The organism is Pseudomonas simiae, from assembly GCF_000934565.1.
GTDB classification, from domain to species: domain Bacteria; phylum Pseudomonadota; class Gammaproteobacteria; order Pseudomonadales; family Pseudomonadaceae; genus Aquipseudomonas; species Aquipseudomonas simiae.
This window is the reverse complement of sequence record NZ_CP010896.1, coordinates 4,215,816-4,235,286: the sequence shown is the minus strand read 5'-3', so window position 1 is coordinate 4,235,286 and position 19,471 is coordinate 4,215,816. Positions and strand designations below refer to the sequence as shown.

General features: G+C 58.9%; 7 protein-coding genes. 4 read left to right on the top strand and 3 right to left on the bottom strand.

What is annotated here, in order from left to right; translation table 11 throughout:
• The first annotated feature begins 4 nt into the window (after window positions 1-4).
• From PF1751_RS19210 to PF1751_RS19200, 3 genes are all read left to right on the top strand, one after another.
• Window positions 5-298 (top strand): BolA family protein, encoded by a 294-nt coding sequence (locus PF1751_RS19210; RefSeq protein ID WP_010208898.1) that lies wholly within the window; start codon window positions 5-7, stop codon window positions 296-298.
• 231 nt (window positions 299-529) lie between these two features.
• Window positions 530-3,412 carry an RHS repeat-associated core domain-containing protein gene (locus tag PF1751_RS19205; protein WP_080923222.1) on the top strand — a complete coding sequence of 961 codons (2,883 nt, stop codon included), beginning with the start codon at window positions 530-532 and terminating at the stop codon, window positions 3,410-3,412.
• A 125-nt stretch (window positions 3,413-3,537) separates the two neighbouring features.
• Window positions 3,538-6,270 carry an RHS repeat-associated core domain-containing protein gene (locus tag PF1751_RS19200; RefSeq protein WP_044287582.1) on the top strand — a complete coding sequence of 911 codons (2,733 nt, stop codon included), beginning with the start codon at window positions 3,538-3,540 and terminating at the stop codon, window positions 6,268-6,270.
• Between the two features lie 52 nt (window positions 6,271-6,322).
• Here PF1751_RS19200 and PF1751_RS19195 read toward each other — a convergent pair whose 3' ends face one another.
• From PF1751_RS19195 to PF1751_RS19185, 3 genes are read right to left on the bottom strand one after another with little or no spacing between them, the layout of a single operon-like run.
• Window positions 6,323-10,921 (bottom strand): SpvB/TcaC N-terminal domain-containing protein, encoded by a 4,599-nt coding sequence (locus PF1751_RS19195; protein WP_044287581.1) that lies wholly within the window; start codon window positions 10,919-10,921, stop codon window positions 6,323-6,325.
• Complete coding sequence (locus tag PF1751_RS19190) at window positions 10,918-15,792, bottom strand: Tc toxin subunit A-related protein (RefSeq protein WP_044287580.1); 4,875 nt, start codon at window positions 15,790-15,792, stop codon at window positions 10,918-10,920. The genes PF1751_RS19195 and PF1751_RS19190 overlap by 4 nt, the downstream gene beginning before the upstream one ends.
• Window positions 15,793-15,828: 36 nt before the next feature.
• Window positions 15,829-18,258, bottom strand: a complete 2,430-nt coding sequence (locus PF1751_RS19185; protein WP_010208907.1) for a Tc toxin subunit A — start codon at window positions 18,256-18,258, stop codon at window positions 15,829-15,831.
• Window positions 18,259-18,493: 235 nt separating this feature from the next.
• On the opposite strand from PF1751_RS19185, the gene trhO reads away from it, so the two are divergent.
• Window positions 18,494-19,435: an oxygen-dependent tRNA uridine(34) hydroxylase TrhO gene (gene trhO, locus PF1751_RS19180; RefSeq protein WP_010208911.1), complete on the top strand. Its 942-nt coding sequence runs from the start codon at window positions 18,494-18,496 to the stop codon at window positions 19,433-19,435.
• Window positions 19,436-19,471 lie beyond the last annotated feature (36 nt).

The window sequence follows — 19,471 nt, the reverse complement described above, 5'->3', positions numbered from 1 at the left end:
GGCAATGACCATGCAACAGCGTATCGAAACGGCACTTGCCGCACTGGGCCCGAATCACTTGAGCGTGCTGGATGAAAGCCATATGCACAGCCGTGGGTTGCAGACCCACTTCAAGGCTGTGCTGGTGAGCCAGCAGTTCGATGGGCTCAACCGCGTCAAGCGCCACCAGAAGGTCTACGCCACCCTCGGTGACCTGATGAGCGAGTTTCATGCGCTGGCGCTGCATACCTACACGCCTGAAGAATGGGCGAAAATCGACGCAGCCCCGGCCTCGCCGACCTGCGCCGGCGGGCATTGAGGTTGTCTGCAGGTTTCAACCGGCGATGACCGGTTGATGCCTGCATACCCTGATACCTCCTTTCTCCAAGACATGATCCTTAGGCTTTTCTGACCATTGTGTCATTGGGGTCAGGAAATCATGCCTATTTCACTTCATCGAAACACTCCCTCACTTACGGCATTCGACCCACGTGGATTGATTGTTCGTAACGTCGAGTATCACCGCTCAAACGCACAGTCTGAACCGCAAGTGCGCATTCATCGTCAGGTGTTTGACAGTTCCGGCTTGATGATCGAGCAGTGGGATCCGCGTCTGTTGCAATTGTCGCACTCAGAGGCTGGCACCCAGGCCAATCAACGCACGGTCTACAGCCTTGGCGGGAATGCATTGCGCATCGACAGCGTGGATGCCGGCTGGCGGCTCACGTTACCGGGTGAGGCCGGGCAGTTATTGGAAGAGTGGGATGGGCGGGGCGCTCATCAGGCGCATCACTACGATCAATACGTGCGGCCCATCGCCGTTTTCGAGCAAGCGGCCAATGACGAGCAACCGCTGTGTGTCGAGCGTATTGCCTATGCTTCACACTCGCTTGAGGAAGCCGCACACAATCGCTGTGGCCGGGTGATTCGGCATGATGACGGCGGTGGTTCGTTGTTCCACGAGTTGTATGGTCTGCACGGAGAAGTTGTCCGGCAAACTCGACGCTTCCGGCAGGCGACTGCGGCGCTGGATTGGCCGCTGGACGATGCACAACGCGACGCACGCCTGGAACCTGAGCATTTCCAGGCCTCAACGGGTTTCAGCGCGCTGGGTGAGCGCTTGCATCATACGGATGCCAAGGGCAATCGCCTTGAGTATGCCTATGGCATTGACGGCCAACCGGCGAGCATCGTTGTGTTGCCCACGGGCGGCGTGCGCACGCCGCTGATGGGCCAGCGTCGCTACAATGCGGCGGGCCGAGTGATCAGTGAGCGCGCGGGGAATGGCGTTGTGCGTACCCTGCTTTACCGTGAAACCGATGGTCGCTTGCGGCAGATGAGTGCCCGTGTGCAAGGGGCGGCGAGCATAGTGCTGCAAGACCTGACCTACGATTATGATTGCGTCGGCAACATTGTGCGGATCGACGACCTTGCCCAGCCGACACAATGGTCGAGCAACACCCGGATCAGTTCGGCCTGCGTCTATGAGTACGACACATTATCGCAATTGACCAAGGCCAGCGGGCGCGAAACCGCTGGCAACCAGGGGGGACCCGCGTTACCCGCAAGGCTGGAGTTCGGCTCGACTGACGACAGCGTCTGGCGTCGCTACACCCAACAGTTCAGCTATGACGCGGCCGGCAATTTGCTTGAGTTGCAGCATGTGCCCAGCAGTGGCACGGGTTTCACGCGCCGGATGAGCGTGGCCGCCACCAGTAATCATTTCATGCCGCAGGCCGATGGCAGTGCCGTGTCGGGGTGGGGGCAGGACTTTGACCGCAACGGCAATCTGCAAGCGTTTGAGGGCCATCATGGGATGGGCTGGGATGTGCGCAATCAACTGGTGCGCATCACCCAGGTGCAGCGCGAGGGAGGAAACGACGATGAGGAGCGCTATGCGTACGACGCAACCGGTCGACGCATCCTCAAGCGCCGGGTAACCCACGCCAAGGGCGTGTCGCATACGGCGCAGGTGCGCTACTTGCCAGGGTTGGAGATTCGCCATGACAGTGCAACGGGTGAGCAACTGAATGTACTCAACCTCGATGTCGGTACCCTTACCGTCCGGCTACTGTTCTGGGATCGTCACCCTTCGGGGAGCAGCCAGGATGTGCAGATCCGTTATGGCTTGTCCGACCACTTGGGCAGCAGCACGATGGAACTGGGTGAGCAGGCACAGCTGCTCAGCCAGGAAAGCTATTATCCCTACGGTGGTACCGCGTGGTGGGCGGCGAAAAGCGCCAGCGAGGCGAGCTATAAATTCATCCGTTATTCGGGCAAGGAGCGCGATGCCAGTGGGCTGTCCTACTACGGCTTCAGGTATTACGCGCCGTGGTTGTGTCGCTGGATCAGCCCGGACCCGACCGGCGATGCCGATGGCTTGAATTTGTACGCCATGGTCGGCGGCAACCCCGTTACCAAGGTCGATGAGCAGGGGCTGACGGCGACACCGGCTTTGGAGCAGCCCCGGCAGACACAACTGCGCAGGCTTTCTATCAGTCGCAGGCTCGCGCATATGGCGCGTATTGCTCGACCCAGGATGCAGGCGGGCGCATCGGCTGCGATTCGCGATGGTTTATCCACCTATATTGCCAATGCTATTTCGACAGGTGTCGATCTGGCGGTCTTCAGCAACATCCAGCCCACCGCCCAACGCAACCAAATCTTGCGCCTTACCGTCGCGGTGCTGGATGCCGTCTCCACGGCACATATGAGCACCGGTGTCGCGGGTAACTGGACGCGATTTGCGCCACAGATCGGCGCTCTTTTTGCGGGTGCTGCGGGTGTGGGGTATACCGTTTATGGCGACTCGATAGGTGATCAAGCCGAGCACAGCTGGGACCCGGTGGCAGTCCGGCGGTTGGGTGGGCATGTACGCGCACTCTCCAGGGAACTCGTGCAGCAGGTCCTTCGTGGGCACGGTACCGGCGTCTCCTGGGGCAGCACGCCCCTGCGCGGCAGGGTCACGCGCACCGCCGGAGCAACGGCGGCCTATGGCCTCGCAACGGTGGCCAACGCGGTATACGGCGGGGAAGTGCCTGCGTTGATGCTGCCCAATGTCACACCCGCAATAGAGGCCTACGATGCAGCGATGGGAACGATGATTCGTGGAGGTCACCCGACGGCCACCCATGACTCCCATGGTCAAACCCTGCAGCTGCCGGACCCTGTCGCGACGGCGCACGGAGGGCTGAGCAGAATGTTCAATCAGGTGTGGACGCATTGGGCTGCGTCCGGTGTCGAGGCATTGGCCGTTGCGCTGACGGGCTCGCCGGTGGCCTCCCAGGGCCGGGTGACTCGCAACATTGTGATGGTGGCCCGCGGGATGATTTCTGCGCTGACCGAATGGCGTGGCTTTTTCGTACAGTTTGCCAGGCGCGGGTATTCGACCTTGGAGGCGGGCTGGCGCCGAGGCCCGCGGCCTACAAAGTAGGAGGATGAATGGGCCGCCGCAGCGGCTCATTCATATATCGACACACTACATTGCGCTCAGTACCACGTGTGCGTGTGAGCTATCTCTAGGCTTGGCTGATCGTCTGCTATTCAGGTTGTTACGCCATGTCTCATCTCCTGCACCAACATACGCCCACGCTATCGGCCATTGATCCTCGTGGTTTGGCGGTCCGCAGCGTGGCCTATCATCGTGATACCTCCCAGGACCTGCCCCGCGCACGTATTGAGCGCCGGGTGTTTGGCAGCCAAGGGAGGTTGCTGGAACAATGGGACCCACGGCTGCACGCGCTGAGTGAGTCGGCATCGGCCAGCGTCCGCCCCAATCAGCGCCAGTATTACAGCCTCTCGGGGCAATTGCTGTGTACCGACAGTGTGGACGCCGGCTGGCAGATGTCACTGTTGGGCGGGGGCGGTCAAGTGCTGGAACGCTGGGACGCCCGAGGCTCTCACCAGTGTTATGAGTACGATACCCAGGTGCGCCCCTTGGCCATCTTCGAACAAGCGGCGGATCAGCCGGCGCGGCGTTGTGTCGAGCGCCTGACCTATGCGGCAGCCGCGCCCGCCGAGAGGGCTGGCAACCGTTGTGGTCGACTGATTCGTCATGCGGACCCGGCCGGTGTTTTGTGGATGGGTGGGTACGGGATCGGTGGGAGCGTCATCAAGCAGACTCGACGGTTTCGCATGGATACTCCGACAGTTGACTGGCCGCCGAGCGATGAAACTCAAGCCGAACAGCTAGAGCCCAACGCCCATACCACGACCTGGCGCTACGATGCCTTGGGGGCGCTGTTGGAGCAGATCGACGCCAAGGGCAATCGTCGGCACCAGCGCTATGGGCAACAAGGCTGGCTGCTGGAGGTTGCGCTGACCCTGCGCGGGGGCACGCGCCAAGTGTTGATGAACCAGCGTGTGTACAACGCCAGCGGTCTGGTGGAGTCCGAACGGATGGGCAATGACGTCACCAAGAGGGCGAAATACGCCGCTGAAGATAATCGTTTGTTGCAGCTGACGGTGTATCGCAAGGGCGAGGCCGCCAAGCCTCTACAGGACCTTGTGTACGAGTACGATCCGGTAGGTAACATCCTCAGCCTCAGCGACCAGGCCCAGCCGACTAAATGGCACAGCAATGCTCGTGTTGATGCGGTCAGTCGTTACCAGTACGACAGTTTGTACCAGTTAACCCAGGCCAGCGGTCGGGAAAATGCCGGCAACAGAGGTGGTCAGGCAACTGCGGAGCGGGTGACGTTCGGTGCAACCGCTCCCGGACTCTGGCGCAATTACACCCAGCATTACACCTACGATGAGAGTGGCAACTTGACACGTCTCCGCCATGTGCCGAGCAGTGGAGCAGGTTATACCCGGGACATGAATGTAGCAGTGGGCAGCAATCGCGCCTTGTCGGTCACTGACGGAGCGCCGCAACCATGGGCAACGATGTTTGATGCCAGCGGCAACCAACAAATATTGGGCAGCGGCCAGCAGTTAGGCTGGAACGTACGTAATCAACTCACCCACGCGACGCAGGTGCGGCGCGCGCAGGTTGATCCTGATGTGGAACGTTACCTCTACGATGGCCAAGGCCAGCGGGCAGCCAAGATCAGAAGCCAGCAGGTCGCTGGGAAACCCCATACACATATCACGTGTTACTTGCCGGGTTTGCACCTGCATGGACAACCTGGCAAGCGCTTGAGCGTGCTGGAGATTGATACGGGCGGCGGCCGGGCCACGGTGTTGCAGTGGGAGGCCGGTGGCCCCAGTGATAAGAGTGAAGAACAGCTTCAGTTCAGTATCCTTGATCACCTCAATAGCCATTTACTGGAGCTGGACGGGCAAGCGCAGTTGTTGAGCCAGGAACATTATTATCCTTATGGCGCAACGGCGTGGTGGGCTACCAACGGTACGCAGAGGGCTACCTATCAGGTTCGCCGTTACGCGGGTAAGGAGCGCGACGCAACAGGGCTGTATTACTACGGATCGCGGTATTACGCGCCGTGGTTGCAACGATGGATCAGCCCGGACCCTTTGGGTGATGTGGACGGTCTGAATCTGTACGCCATGACGTTGGGCAACCCCCTGCGATTCACGGATGCCGATGGCACGCAAGCGTCGTTTGGCGAACAATTTCAACCCAGTCGAGGCGACATCATTTTCGGTAAGGGCAGTACCGTGACAAGCTACCGCAGCTTTTGGTCAAAGCTGACGGCACGTGGGGACGCAATGGTCACCTATTTCGGGGCTGAAGAGATGGGCGCGGCGATGGCAAGGTTGAAAACAGAACTCATCCCTATGTACGTTGAGTACGGGAAGGGCAGGCTCACCGACGATGAGTTTGAACAACAGCTCCAGGTGCATGGCGCACCGATCGCGCAGCAGTTCTATGACGCCATTAAGTCGAAGTATGCGGGCTGTACGTCGACTGCCGCCAACCGAGCGTTCGCGAAGAAATTCGTGAGTGACTATTCTTCTGGTACCTATTCGTTCGAGAAAACCCTTTTAGACCATGGCATGAGCTTGCGTACGTTCGAGGGCAAGCTGGTTAGTCGCGCCAGTAAGTCAGCGTTGAAAACGCTGACGGACCCTCAGAGTATTCGCCATGTGCATTTTGCGCTTGATCATCTGGATATGGCCAACGTGATCAATAAGACCGAGACCTCTTTCGCGGGTTCGGAGCTGCGCTGGCTTTATCGACATCGATCGCGCGTGCCAGGCCATGTGACGTTCTATCATCAGAAACAACAGGTTGACGCCCCTTGGCGGTCCGACCCTTCCCTTTGGCGTCGCTACAAACCGGTCAGCTCACTATCCCGCTCCAGCGGTTCAGCGCGGGCGACGCACTGACTGAACGGTTCAGCGTGGCCGCCTTGCAACGGTGGCCACGCTGGCCCAGGCTTTACTGTTCAGTCAATGGAGTTACCTGGAGTGCTCCCTCTGTGTCGTTTTCATCCTCGTTGACGGTGTACCAGGCCCAATAGGTGGTGCGCCGCATGAATCCTCCTGCGGTCAGTGTCTGTGTCGGGCGTCCGAGGGGGTCATAGAACTGTCGGTCGCAGTGGCCCAGTTCGCGCATGGATTGATCGTTGACGTAGGCGTGCTTGTCGGCGAAGTAGGGGCGGTAGACGCGAATGACCAGGCCCTTGTTGTTGTATTCGACACGCTCACTGACGCGCCAGCGGGGGTCGGCTTGCACTTGGCGCAGCTGTTTTTTCAAGGTGCCGGGTGCCTTATCGGGTACCTCATCGACCAGCAGGTTGCCCTTGTCGTCGACCGCATTGGCCAGGCCTGACTCAGTCTTTTGCTTGGTCTGCAAGGTACGACCAAAACCATCGCAACAGGTCAAGGTCATGCGGATCTGTTGGGCGGCATCGTCCGGGTAGCGGTCGGCCTGCAACATGAGCCCATGCACCGGGGTCCGACGGGCGTTGTCGATCAACGCCTTGAGTTGTTTGTCGCTGTCGCTGAGCCCCTGGCGACCGCTACCCTGGCGCGCTCGTGCGCCCAGACGTGCCCTCGCGCCCGCGCGGATATGCCCGCTGGGGAGCAGGTAGGCTTTGGCGACCCACTCTGGCTTGACCAGGGCCAAGTCGACCGCGCCCATCCAACTGAATGGGGCGTAGCAGTGTAGGCGGGCCATGCTCTGCAACACGCTTTGCGCGTGTTCTATGGCAAACCCGGGCGTTACATCCTTGAGCGGGCGGTAGCGCTCCAAGGCGTCGAAACCCACGTTGAGGCTTTGCTCGCGACCGCGAAAAGTGTTGACGAGCATTTGCCCGAAACCGTCATACAGCGCTTCTTGAATATTGCCATTGGGGTCGACAATTTTTGTCGGCAGCAGCAATCGATAGTCGTATTCGGCTTTGGTCACACAACCGTCGGGCATTTTTACACGCACAGTTTGCAACATGTAGGGGTCATGGTTGAGCGTTGTTTCACCATGGGCCTCGGTGGCCCGCAGCGCCCTTATCCGATAAAACTGGGTGGCCTTGCCATAGCGGGGAAAGTGCCGGCGAATCGACCACAGGCGATTTTCCTTGGGCGGCACCTCGCCGGGGAAGAGAAAAAACAGCTCCATGGGGTGATAGCCGCTGTCGCTGAGCTTTTGCACCAGGTCCACCGCAGGTTGGTTGGGCATCGCCGGTATGTCCTTGTAGACATTTAGGGCCTGGTCATCCAGCTCTGCGCTTTCCTGGTAATCGGTCAAGGCCTGGACAGTGGCGACGCCCGGCTCCAGGGTTTTACCGAGGCCACCGGCTTGCCGATAGCGTTGCACCGACAGGCTGCTCAGCTCACGCTTGGCACCTGCGGCCAATGGCCCGTCGAGGTTGTCGATGAACGCCTCATAGGCGATACGCTTGAGGTCTAACCCGCCAGCCGTTGGGGCTTTGCCCAGCACCAGGGCATTGTGTCGTTGGCGGTAGGGCAAGGCCAGGCGCCAGTGCGGTGCGTCGTCCAAATGAATGTGCTGTGCCAGCGTTTCGCTCAGGTAATAGAACTGCTGCGCGCTGTCATGGGTATCGTGCCACCAGCGCTTGTGATGCTCATCGATCAACACGGCGGGCGGTGAGCTGTTAGCGTTTGTACGGCGGGCATAGTGCAGGGTGACGCCGTGCACCAGGTAACCGTAGGCATCCCAGCGCAGGTTGATCTGGTGCTGGCACACGGGATCATCTTCCACCCCTTCATATTGATAGCTGATCGACTCCAGGGCTAATGGCAGTAGCCGGGCGTAGGGTGTATGGGCGCTGTTCGGCGCCAGTTCACGGATCAGATAACGCTGTTGCGTGACGGTATAGGGCACTGCGTCTTGCGCCGGGTCCGCCGCTGTCACCTCTACCCGTAGCACGCTGCCGCTGAGTGCGCGCGCCACTTCGCGTGCCAGCGACGGCGCAGGATCGCTGATCAAGTCGTCGTGATGATCCAGCGGCTGCGCCCCGGACGTCGCCTTGTATCGGCTGACCAGCGTGCGTCCCATGGCCTTGGCCTGTGGGTCGTGAGTGCTATGGCCGAGGGTGGGCATGTCGATGGATTGCCCGGTATGAAACCAGGTTTTGGTGCGCACGGGTGCGCTGAAACCCTGGAGGTGTTGTGTGTCTGTGCTGCTTTCGGTGTCGGTTTGCAGCACAAGCCCGAAGCCACGAAATTCGCGGTCCGTGCGGTCGTAATATGCCTGGCGATAGCGCCAGCGTTGGGTCAGTTGGTTGCCGGTAATTTCGTCTCGCTGGGTGTGTTGGCTGACCAGCAGCAGCGCAAAGGGTAATTGGCAGAGAGCAGGCTGGCCGTCGGCGGGGCGCTCACGTTTTTCATCCAGCCATTCCTGGGCACTGCTGCGATACTTGATCGAGGCCTGAGCCCCCATGTTGTTGTCGGTGTGCAGGAGCAGCCAGGGCTTTCGGGTAAAAAAGTCGTAGCGCCAGTGCATGGGGGTCTGGTGGGCGGCGGTCAGGATCAGGCTAGGGCAGCCCAGGCCGGTCACGTCGACGACGTTGACCTGACAGTGGTCGTCATACCGCACGCCCTCGGGCCATGGGATTTTGATCGGCTGTACCTCGAAGCCGTTGCCGCCTTTATTGAGGAAAATACTCAGGTGGTCGGCGCTCAAATACAGCAAGTCCGTAGCGCCACCTCCATTCAGGTCGACCAGCAGTACATGGGTTGCCTTGAACATTTCATAACGGAACGGCAGCGTGGCCAACACAAACCCTTGGGCAAAACGTCCTCGACCCAGGTTTGGCCAACATTTCACTTCGTTATGACGTATACGCACCAGATGCTGCTGGCCCGTGGCAAGCACATCGCTGAAGGCCACCAGTTCGTTGGGCGAGGCAGAAATGATCGGCAGGGTATCGTCGAGCGTATGAGACACCTCAATGGCGGGTTCAAAGCCTTTTTTTTGGCGATTGGCATACAGGCGCACGCTACGGGGGCCGATCATGGCAATGTCGGGATGTCCCGTCCCCATCAAGTCGGCGAGTACTCCCTGGGGATGGAAAAACTCCGACGGGAACGCATCGAACGGCGTGAAGGTTGACCAGTTGCGCTGTTCGTCCAGGCTGAAAAAGCCGCTCATTCCCGGGTGGGCAACCAGCCAGTCCAGGCGGCCATCGCCGTCCACATCCGCCAGCGCCTGGTGGATGGGCCGGGTGCTGTCGGCGACCGGCACCCGCGCCAATTCCCGGGCTTCGCCGTAAATCACCTCGTCGCCGGTTTTCGTATGCTGCGGCCGGAGGGGTTCACGGTAGTACCAACTCCTGTCAGCGCGATACAACACACCCGGTAGGCCGTCTCCATACAGATCGACCAATTGATAACGATCGCTGTCATGCAGACCGCGCAGCGAACTGAAGGGCTGATAGCCGCTCTTGTCCACCTTGAGCTGGCTCGATTGGTAAAAACACTCCAGCGGCGGGCGGCTCACGCTATTGCCCGCGCTGTCGAACGCCTGCTCATGCACTCCCATCAACAGGCTGACATGGCTGGGTGCGCGGTATTCCAGCAGCAGACGGTTGACCAGCACCGGGTCGGCGCCCATTTGCGCTTCCTTGGGGAAGTGGTGAAACATCAGCATCTGGTTGCAACAGCGCAGGGTGCGTAACTCGAAGCCGAACGAAAAATCCGAGCAGGGGTCGGGTCGTGCCGGCCATTCCCGCGTGGCCTGGTACGTCGGCCGCTTATCCAGTTCAAGGTCACGTTCGCCATAGTCAAAGAGCAACTGAAAGTGCCAACCCATGTCCGGCTTATCGTCGGTCTGCCAGAGGTAGAGCTGTTCCTGCTCCTTGGCGGTGAAGTTGCCGTAGCAGACGCGCTCCAGGTAATGCTGGGCTCGACAGTCCCTCGGGTAGCGCGAGGGGTCGGTTTCTTGTTTGTAGTGATAATAAATGTGCTCGCCGTGGGCATTCAGGCTTTCCTGCAACAACCATTGCGCCACGTGGTGTGGGCGGTCCGGATCGGCAATCCGGGCCAATGGGGTCTTCCCGTAAAAGTGCTGACTACCATCGGCACTTTGTATCAACCAGAAGCCTGCTGGATCGGTTGCACTATGCCAGTGCTCGATACGGTCGAAGCGGCTCTCGAGCCTGGGAAAGTACCGCGTGACCGTGTAGGCGATGGTCAGTGGAAAATCATTGAACGCGGTCTGGCGACGGCTGACGATTGCCCCTTCGGCGTCGCGCTCGGGTAGCCATATTTGCGCGTCGAGGCCCACTATTACGTCGTGCTCCGTGTAGGCCGGCACGCCATGGGAAGTACGCCGGCTGACGGCAGGCAGGGGCACGCTCCAACCCAATCCGAAGGGACCGTTACCGGCGCCGCTGTGGTAGGTCAGCGACAGGGCTGGCGCATAGCTGCGTGCGGGAGAAACCGGCAAGGGAATCTCAAAGGTGGCCATGCCGCTGGCGCCGACATCGCCCCAGCCTTTGCCGGTGCCTTGAATGGCACCGCCGCCTTTGGGCAGGGCCGGGGTATTGACCTGCAGGTTGAGTGTATCGTCGTTCATGCCCGGCTCCCGTTGGCAGCCGGCACCCTGGCGGTGTAGCGCAGGTGAATGACAATGTCGTTGATTGATTCAAGTACGGCTTTTTGCCGGGCAGGATTGGGGAACTCCAGGATCCAGTTGGAGATGACCCCGGTGTATTCAAATGGCAGGTAACGTGGATCGTTGTCGAAGCTGAGGGTAAACAGGCCGTTATCATCCAGCCCGCGTGACAAGGCGATTTGCTGGTGTGCCCTGAAGTCGTTTTTGGTGATGCCATCAGGCATCTGAATTTTATTACTGGTTTGGGTCAATGTCGCCTTGATGTCTTCATAAGGCCCCAGCGTGGCGGGAAGTGAGACGCTGACGTGCTTGATCCGCCGCAGGGTGTGTCCAGGATAGTCCTCATCCAGTAACGCTTGGGTCAGGGAAAAACCAATCGTGCCGCTGCTTACCAGCCCCGCCTTGTGCGCGACCCAGGTTTTGGCGGCTTGAGACGCCTGTCCCTCGGTTATGACCGAGCACTCGATCAAGCGATGGCGCAGTGACACGGTTTTGCTGATTTCCAGCTCGCGTGGCGTGTGCTGCAGGTATGCAGTGTTCATTTTTACCAGGTTCAGTTTCAAGTTTTCAGCACTCAACAGTCCTCGGGAGGCGTGGTGCCAGGCTTCACCTTGAAAGAACTGCCGGCTCTCGGCGGTCTCATACTGCCAGCAGGCTTCAGCGGCCAGGCACAGGGAGTGGACGCTGTCATACAGTGCGTAATAGAACGTGCTCAGTTGCGCAGTGAGCCATTGATAAAGCTGTGCCCCTGTAAAGCGCATGCCGAGGAGCTGGTAGGCTGACTTGGCCTGGGCCAATGCGCTGTGGGCGCTGCGCAGTTGCAGGCGAGTGGCTTTTTCCTGCTCGGCATGCACCAGCAGCAGGGCGTCGATCTGGGCCAATTCCAGGCGGGCCTGTTGTTCGGCGTGGGCCCATTCCTGGGCACGACGATTGAATTGCTCGGTGCGTTCCCGCTCGTTACCGTTGGCGCGGGCGGTGTTGGCCTCGCCCTGGGCGAAGGCCTGGTAGGCTTGGAACGCGCCCTCAAAACGCATCCCCCCGAACGACGTACCGAAGATATTGGGCGCGAGCATGGCGGCACCGGCGCCCATGCCGGCAATCGCGACTTTTCTCTCCCAGGCGGCGCTCTCCAGATAGTGTTGGCCAGCCGACATTTCACCGGTGCTGATGCCTTCGCTGAGCTGGTGCGCCAGGAAGTCCAGTCGCCCGTGGACGATTGCGCGGCTGCGACGTAGTGCGTCTTTGTTTTTTTCGTCGATGGCCAGGGCCTGGGTTTGCTGGGTCAACACCAGCTCGGCGAGTTGCCAGGCGTTCTGTTGCTGCACCTCAAGGTAGTGCGCCTGTTCCTTGCGCTCGATCAGCGTGAGTAGCGTGGTGCCGAACTGCGCCAGGCTGTCGACTGCGCTCAAGGCATGCCCCTGCATGACCTGGAACCGGTAGTGACCCACTTCAGGCCGGACCGGTGACAGGGCACTGGCGCCACCCGTGGCGCTCTGTGCGTTTCGCGTCAGCAGGGCCGCGGGGGGCAAGGGGGTCGCAAAGAGGGTTTGGCGCAACGGCTTGCCGGCAATGTCCAGATGATGGCGCAGCCCATGCAGGCGACTTTCCAATGTGTCCCAGCGTGTGACCAGTTGCGTGTTCAACGGGCGGTAGAAGTAGGGGCTGTCCGTGAGCCAGGTACGTTGCCCGGTGGTTTCACATTGCCGGGACAGTAGCGCGGTGTATTCGGGCTGTTGTTCCAACTGGCGTACTGCCGGAGAGTCCGCTTGCGCCAGTGTGCGCAATGTGCGCGAGGTCCAGGCATCGGCACGTGTGATTGTCGGGCGCAGGCCGAGCAGGTTCTGCGCCTGGATGTACCAGAGTTTGGCTTCGGCCAGGCTGTCGGGGCTTACCTGGCGATAGGCCGCATCGCCCCGGTTGATCAGAATATCCACATTGAGGAGGTACAACGCCTTGCGAAGGTAGGTCGGAAAACTGAGAGCCAGGTAATGCGGGCTCTGGGGGTGTTGGCAGGCGTAGCTCAGCTCAACGGTTTTGCTGAGCAACACACTCAGCGCCCCGGCGTCTGTTCGGCGAGGGTCGAACAAGTAGTGCAACCAGGTTTCAGCCTGAGCGTATTGCTGCTGCTGGTTGAAGCAATGTGCGAGGGTCCAAGGCAAATAGATGAACAGCTCCCGCAAACTTTTGCCGTGCGCACCCTGGAAGTCCAGGGGCACGCGTGAGGCGTCAGCCGTCAATGCCGGTTCCGTCCAATCCTCAGGGGACCGTAAAAATAAGGGGTCGAAGCTGAGCAAGGCAGTCTGGATCAATTGACTCGCAACGCTGGTATTGAGTCGGATTGCCGGGATCTTCCGGACGAAGCTTGTGGAAAAATCAATGGATTCGACCGTCTCTCCGGTTGTTTGCTGCTGGCGCATGATGCGGGGGGAATGGGCAGGCTCGTCGACGGTAAGGGATGTGTCGAGGGTGCATTTGACAGCCTTGAGCGCATAGCCGAGGACTTTCACCTCGTTCTCTTGACTCTCCAGTGTGATGACGCCATGGATCACCGTGATGGCTGATGCGGTTTGCTCATCGGATAACGTTATCCGTGTACTCGCCAGATGCCCGGTTGCTAATTCTGGGAACGCGCCCGCCAGGCTTTCGTGTTCGACGTCCGTAAAGTTAAGGATTCGGGCGGTGTTGTTATTGATGGCTTGCGGGGTGGGTACGTCTTCCAGTTTGGACTGCATGATGACGTGCTTGTAAAAACGCACCTTGGGCATGGAAGTGTTGACGGACTCAAGCCTCAGTTCATTCATGAAGTGCAGTTTTTTGTTGGCGGCCTCATCACCTGGCAGGGCGTAGCCGCTGTAGCGGTCGAGTATCGCCAGGAAGGGATCCTGATGATGGGTATATAAGTGGAGGAATGCATTTTTGTTGAGAAACTTCCCGGCCAGGGAGTATTCAGTGACGGGCTTAACTTGATTTTGTTGTCCCGGTCTCATGTCCGGCATCGTGTTCATCTGCCCCACAAGGTTCAACAATATGGAGTTTTTGTCATAGATGGCGTTGGAAAAGCTTTTTCCGGTCCTGGGGTTTTTAAAGAACATCGAGTGGTAGGTGGCGCTTCCGACGGGGTGTATCGCGCAGTCGATCCTGATGTTCGAGCCGCTCATGAGTTCAACTTCGAATGAGGTCGGGTCATGCAACGCAGATTTGGTGACCAGGGTAATGCTGAACGCGGAGTACTGGGATGCAAGGGTGATGCTGTAAGTCTGCAGAAAGGGCTGAATGGTTTTCGAGGTGAAGACGAACTCTTTGGTGACCGGATCAAAGCTTGTGGTGGCGGTATCGGCAGCCTCTATATCCTTGCTTCTGAATTCAAAGTCCCACGTTTTCTGGTGTTCGATCTCGAGTGCTTGAGCCGCTAAGGTTACGGTTCTTTTGTCCTGCTCCAGCGCTACGCGTGTCTTGAACTGTAAGTTGTCCTTGTTTATATCGAAAAACAGGCGGAAGTATTGGTGGGCAAACGGAGGGAGTAACACGCTGGAAAATACGTTGCCCGGGTCGGCGCCACCCAACAACGCGGTCTGCAGTGGCGTGTTCTTTGTAGCCTCATAGGCTTCCAGCAACCTGATGGTTTCCTGAGCGACGTCTGAGCCTGGCACGATCTTGTATCGGCCAGGGCTGCCCGCAGAAGCGACGATTTTTATACCCAGTGACTGATCGACGCGGATGGCCTGGAAAAAATCGCCCATTTGGTCGCTGCCATGATTCAGGGTGTTGGCCCTTATCCCCAGGAACAGGGTGTGGGGGGCGCGGCTATCAACCACGGCAACGGTCTGCGTGATGCTGATAAGTTGCGCCGACGTGAGTGCGTTGATGCCCCGCGTAACGCAGTGCTCTTCCAGGCCCGTGTGCGGAAGGCTCCAGGTGCCATCCAGTTTTTTATAGGAAAAACACAGGCGAAACTTCACGAACCGGCTGTTCAGCCACTCAGTCTGGCGTTGTTTTTCGTCGTCGCCGTTGTCCTCGTAGTCGCCATTGCCGTTTCCCTGTGCCTTGAAGGATTGGTAGGGCGCAGGCTTGATGCTCTCGGCCCAAACAATAAACAGCCGATGATTGAACAGGACCGGGCGAATACTGTGATCGGGTGTATCGGCGGAAAACGTCAGGTTGACGGGTTCCCAGTCTGTCCAGGCCAGGGGCGCAGGCGCGTCAGGCTTGCCGGTGGAGCGTTTGGACAGGTCCAGTGAACGCCAATAATAGAGGTTGTCGGTGGCGGACTTGCCGACGAAGTAATAGGTGCTGGTATCCAACTGCGCGACATTGCCGTCAATGTAGCCATTGAGCGTATGAATACTGGCGATCCCTTCGAACCGTGACAAATAGCCTTGTATGGCGTTCTGCACAGTGTTGGGTTGAATTCGATGTTGGTTGAGGTCGTTTTCCAGTTGCTGGAAGCTCTCGCTCTTGTCCTCACGCAGTGTGGGGTCGAGAAAGTTATGCGGGTGATAGCGCAGTTGCTGGCTGGCGCTCCACAGGGGGTAGGTGTGCAGGGACTTCTGCCAGGCCAGGCTCTCGTGGGGCGACATGCCCTGGGTCTCATAACCCGGTTCGAGGCCCGAGTGAATCCGGTTGATGTAGTGCTGCAGGCTGGTGATCGCACTGGCGACCGGGCTGGTCGGTACCGCCTGGCTGATCTGAACGTCCAATAGCCAGTAGTCGTACAGGTCGTTGGGGGTGCGCAGCGAGTCTTTAAGCTCGGTGTCGATGCAATGGGCCAGATAGTAGGCGAGCATGGCATCACGCCAGGCTTCACTGAGGTGCTGGTCGAGGGTCTCAGACATGATCATTCCTTGAGTCTGCTGGTTGAGAGAAAGCCTTTACTGACGTGCGGCGATGATGGCTTCGCCCACGAGCTTCCATTTATTGAAGTCGCTGGCGGTATCCAGCTCGCTGGCGTCGAGCAGCATTTGGCTGGCGAGGCGGGTGATGGTGCAGGCTTGCCGGCAGCGCATGATCCAATCCAGCTGGTCCATGGACTTGACCCTGTGTGTGGGCAAGGTCTCAGTGAGCGCCCTCAGTTCTTTTTCGTCCCACCCCAACCATTGACTTAGCCGGGTATCGAGGGTTTGAGACCCGTTGCTGTTGGCGCTCTCGAAATACTCCAATAGGCTGTCCTGTGCCAGGCCATACCTCTCGCAGCAGTCTCTGAAACGCTGCAACAGATAGAGCGTGCCCAGGCTCAGCTCGACCAGTTCTGTGGGGGATTTTTCGCTGTCCAGCCAATGGGGGTTGATCAGTAATTGACGCAGTGACGTGCTGTTAACCGGCAACGGCAACAGCGTGGTGATATCCGGCGCCAGCAGGATCAGGTGGGTGGGCTCAGTGTCCGTTTTTTTGAAATGTAGCCTGTAGTAGCGCTTAAGCTCATTGCTGTAGAGGGCCGGCGCCGGGTTTTCCAAAAACTGTTGGATGCACGCCTCAAGTCCCTTTGGGAGTAAATCGACCCAGCGCTTGAGCGCCGGGTTATCAGCGACGGGTTCCAGCAGTAATCGCTGGCGCAACTGCGTAACGCTGGTGTCATTGTCCCTGAGCCAGGTGACGGCCCAGTCCAATCGCATGAGCACATCGAGAAAATCCATCTCGGTGCTTAATGTGGGGTTGGCCAGCTTGCTCCAGGTGGACGGGCCGAGCAGGTCGGCCAGTTGTTTACAGTGCAAGACAGAAAGGCCGAAAACCTGGGCAATGCGTGCCAGGCGATAGATCCCGGAGTACGTGACCAGGTTCCTGTGGAGAGGGTTGGGGAACGCGTCTGTCAGCAGTTGCAGCGAGTCCGGTGTATCACTCAACGCCAACGCGGCGCAAAGCTGCTGGCGGGTATGCGAATCGAAGGTTTGGTCGTCCAGCGGTAACGGTCGCTCGGACAACAGTGTGCGATTGAACACCTGATCGAATAAGGCAGGCTCGTTGGCGCTGGCCTGCACGGGTAGGCGATCCAGCCACGCCGAAAATTCCAGCGGCTTGAGCCTGTAGCGCCCACGAAGGTAGCGGTAGACCCCCAGTGCGCGCAGGGTGGTGTGGCTTATCTGAAGATCGGCGTTGGCTGTGCCCTCAAGCATCATGGTGCTGACGATCAGCGTATCGAGTTCGGCGAATGGCAGATCGATCCACTTTTGCAGGCGGATCATCCGATGCAGACGGTCGAACCGATCGAGGCTGGTATTGAGTAGTGTCGCTGTTTTCCCGTCGGCGGATTGGCCAACCTCTAGCTTGGGCAGGCGGTCTGTGCCATTGACATAGCGGGCACCATAGGTCAGCAACTGTTTAGACGCCGAGAGGGAGGCATGGGCGGCGAAACTGTTTTGCGCCAGGAGGGCTTGTAACTGGGTAGTGTCCAGCGCCGTACATTTCAGAAAGTCGTCAAGGTTTTCTGGAGCACTGGGTCTGCCAAAGTAGGTTTCAAACAGAGTGCTTCCCGTGACGTGTGGCTGCGTCAACAGTTCTTGCTGTTGGGGATTCAGTTCGCTTAGCAGGCATTGCACGTCATTGTTGCGCGCTTTGACCGTGCCATACCGTGTGCTGCCGGCATCGTCAAACGGCAGCCGCTTGCTGATTCGATAATTCAATTCACCCAAGGCGTGCTGGGTTCCCGACAGTCCCAGGCGGCATTGAAGGTGATGATGGTGGTAAGGCAGTGTCAAGGGGTAGCGTTGCTTGCTGAGCAGCGCGCGCACCTTCTCCTGCGGGTGATGGAGTTTGATCTGTTTGCGCAACATGTCATCGATCAGCGTCAGCAGCGGGCGCTGGGCAAAGGTCGTGTCGTGGTCAATCGGTAAATTTTTCAGCTCTGGGCGCCGTTGGCTCAAGAGGATTTTGGTTTTCGTTCCCTTGCCGTTTTTTTCAAGCTGAGTTGCAAAAAGAAACAGTGCTCGCAGGTAGGCGACAGGCGAATCGATAGCGGCGATGGCATCGGGGTGGCAGGCATTGCCCCAGTCCTCATTGAGCAGGCTGGGCGCGCTCGGCTCAAGGTCGCGTTTGCTACGGGCATGAGGGGTGTTCAATGGTTGTTGGTCGTACAGCCATTGCAACTGAGTGGTGTAGGAGCATGCGTTTGTATAAGCCTGGGCGCCGTCGTCATCATTGTACTGGGCCAGTCGACGGATGAACTCGGCCTCGGGCAGCTCGACGATGTCGAAGACGCTGGTGAAGCGGAGCAGATCCATGGCAGTGGTGAAGTCGACCTTCCCAACACTTGGAGTAACGGGCTGTTCCACCAGCCTGGCCAATAACGAACGGTTTAAGGTTTCCATGTCATCGATCTTCCTGTGAGCCCAAAGGTGGATCCACTGGGCGACGCAAGACGCTATCACGCAGGTGGCTCGGGCCGAGGTCAGCCAAAGGCGTGAGCGTGTCAGGGAAATATCGTTAACGGAGTGTCGATGCGGTGGCGTCGCGGTTTTGCTAGAATGCGCGCCGCGCGACGTGGTTCGCGTTTTTAGCATCCGGTTCACCCCTTACGAGGGTAGCCACCTGGAGAGAACACCCATGACTCAACCGATTGTCGTGGCGGCACTGTATAAGTTCGTCACCCTCGAAGATTACGTCGCCCTGCGCGAGCCACTGCTGCAGGCGATGGTCGACAACGGCATCAAAGGCACCTTGCTGATCGCCGAAGAAGGCATCAACGGCACCGTTTCCGGCAGCCGCGAAGGCATTGACGGCCTGATGGCCTGGCTGAAGAACGACCCGCGCATGGTCGACATCGACCACAAAGAGTCCTACTGCGACGACCAGCCGTTCTACCGCACCAAGGTCAAGCTCAAGAAAGAGATCGTGACCCTGGGCGTCGAAGGCGTCGATCCGAACAAGAAAGTCGGTACCTATGTCGACCCGAAGGACTGGAACGCGCTGATCAGCGACCCAGAGGTGCTGTTGATCGACACCCGTAACGACTACGAAGTGTCCATCGGCACCTTTGAAGGCGCGATCGATCCGAAAACCACCAGTTTTCGCGAATTTCCCGACTACATCAAAGCCAACTTCGATCCGGCCAAGCACAAGAAAGTCGCCATGTTCTGCACCGGCGGCATTCGCTGCGAGAAAGCGTCGAGCTACATGCTCAGCGAAGGCTTCGACGAGGTCTATCACCTCAAGGGTGGCATCCTGAAGTACCTCGAAGAGGTGCCGCAGGAAGAAACCAAGTGGCAGGGCGACTGCTTTGTTTTCGATAATCGCGTGACCGTGCGCCACGACTTGAGCGAAGGCGACTACGATCAATGTCATGCCTGCCGCACACCCGTCAGTGTCGACGACCGCGCCTCCGAGCATTATGTGGCGGGCATCAGTTGCCCGCATTGCTGGGATAAGCTGCCGGAGAAGACCCGTCGCAGTGCGATCGACCGGCAGAAGCAGATCGAGCTGGCCAAGGCCCGCAACCTGCCGCACCCGATTGGCTTCAACTACAAGCAAACTCCTTCCGAGGCCTGAGCCATGTCCGCGCGCCTGCTCTATGTAATGGACCCG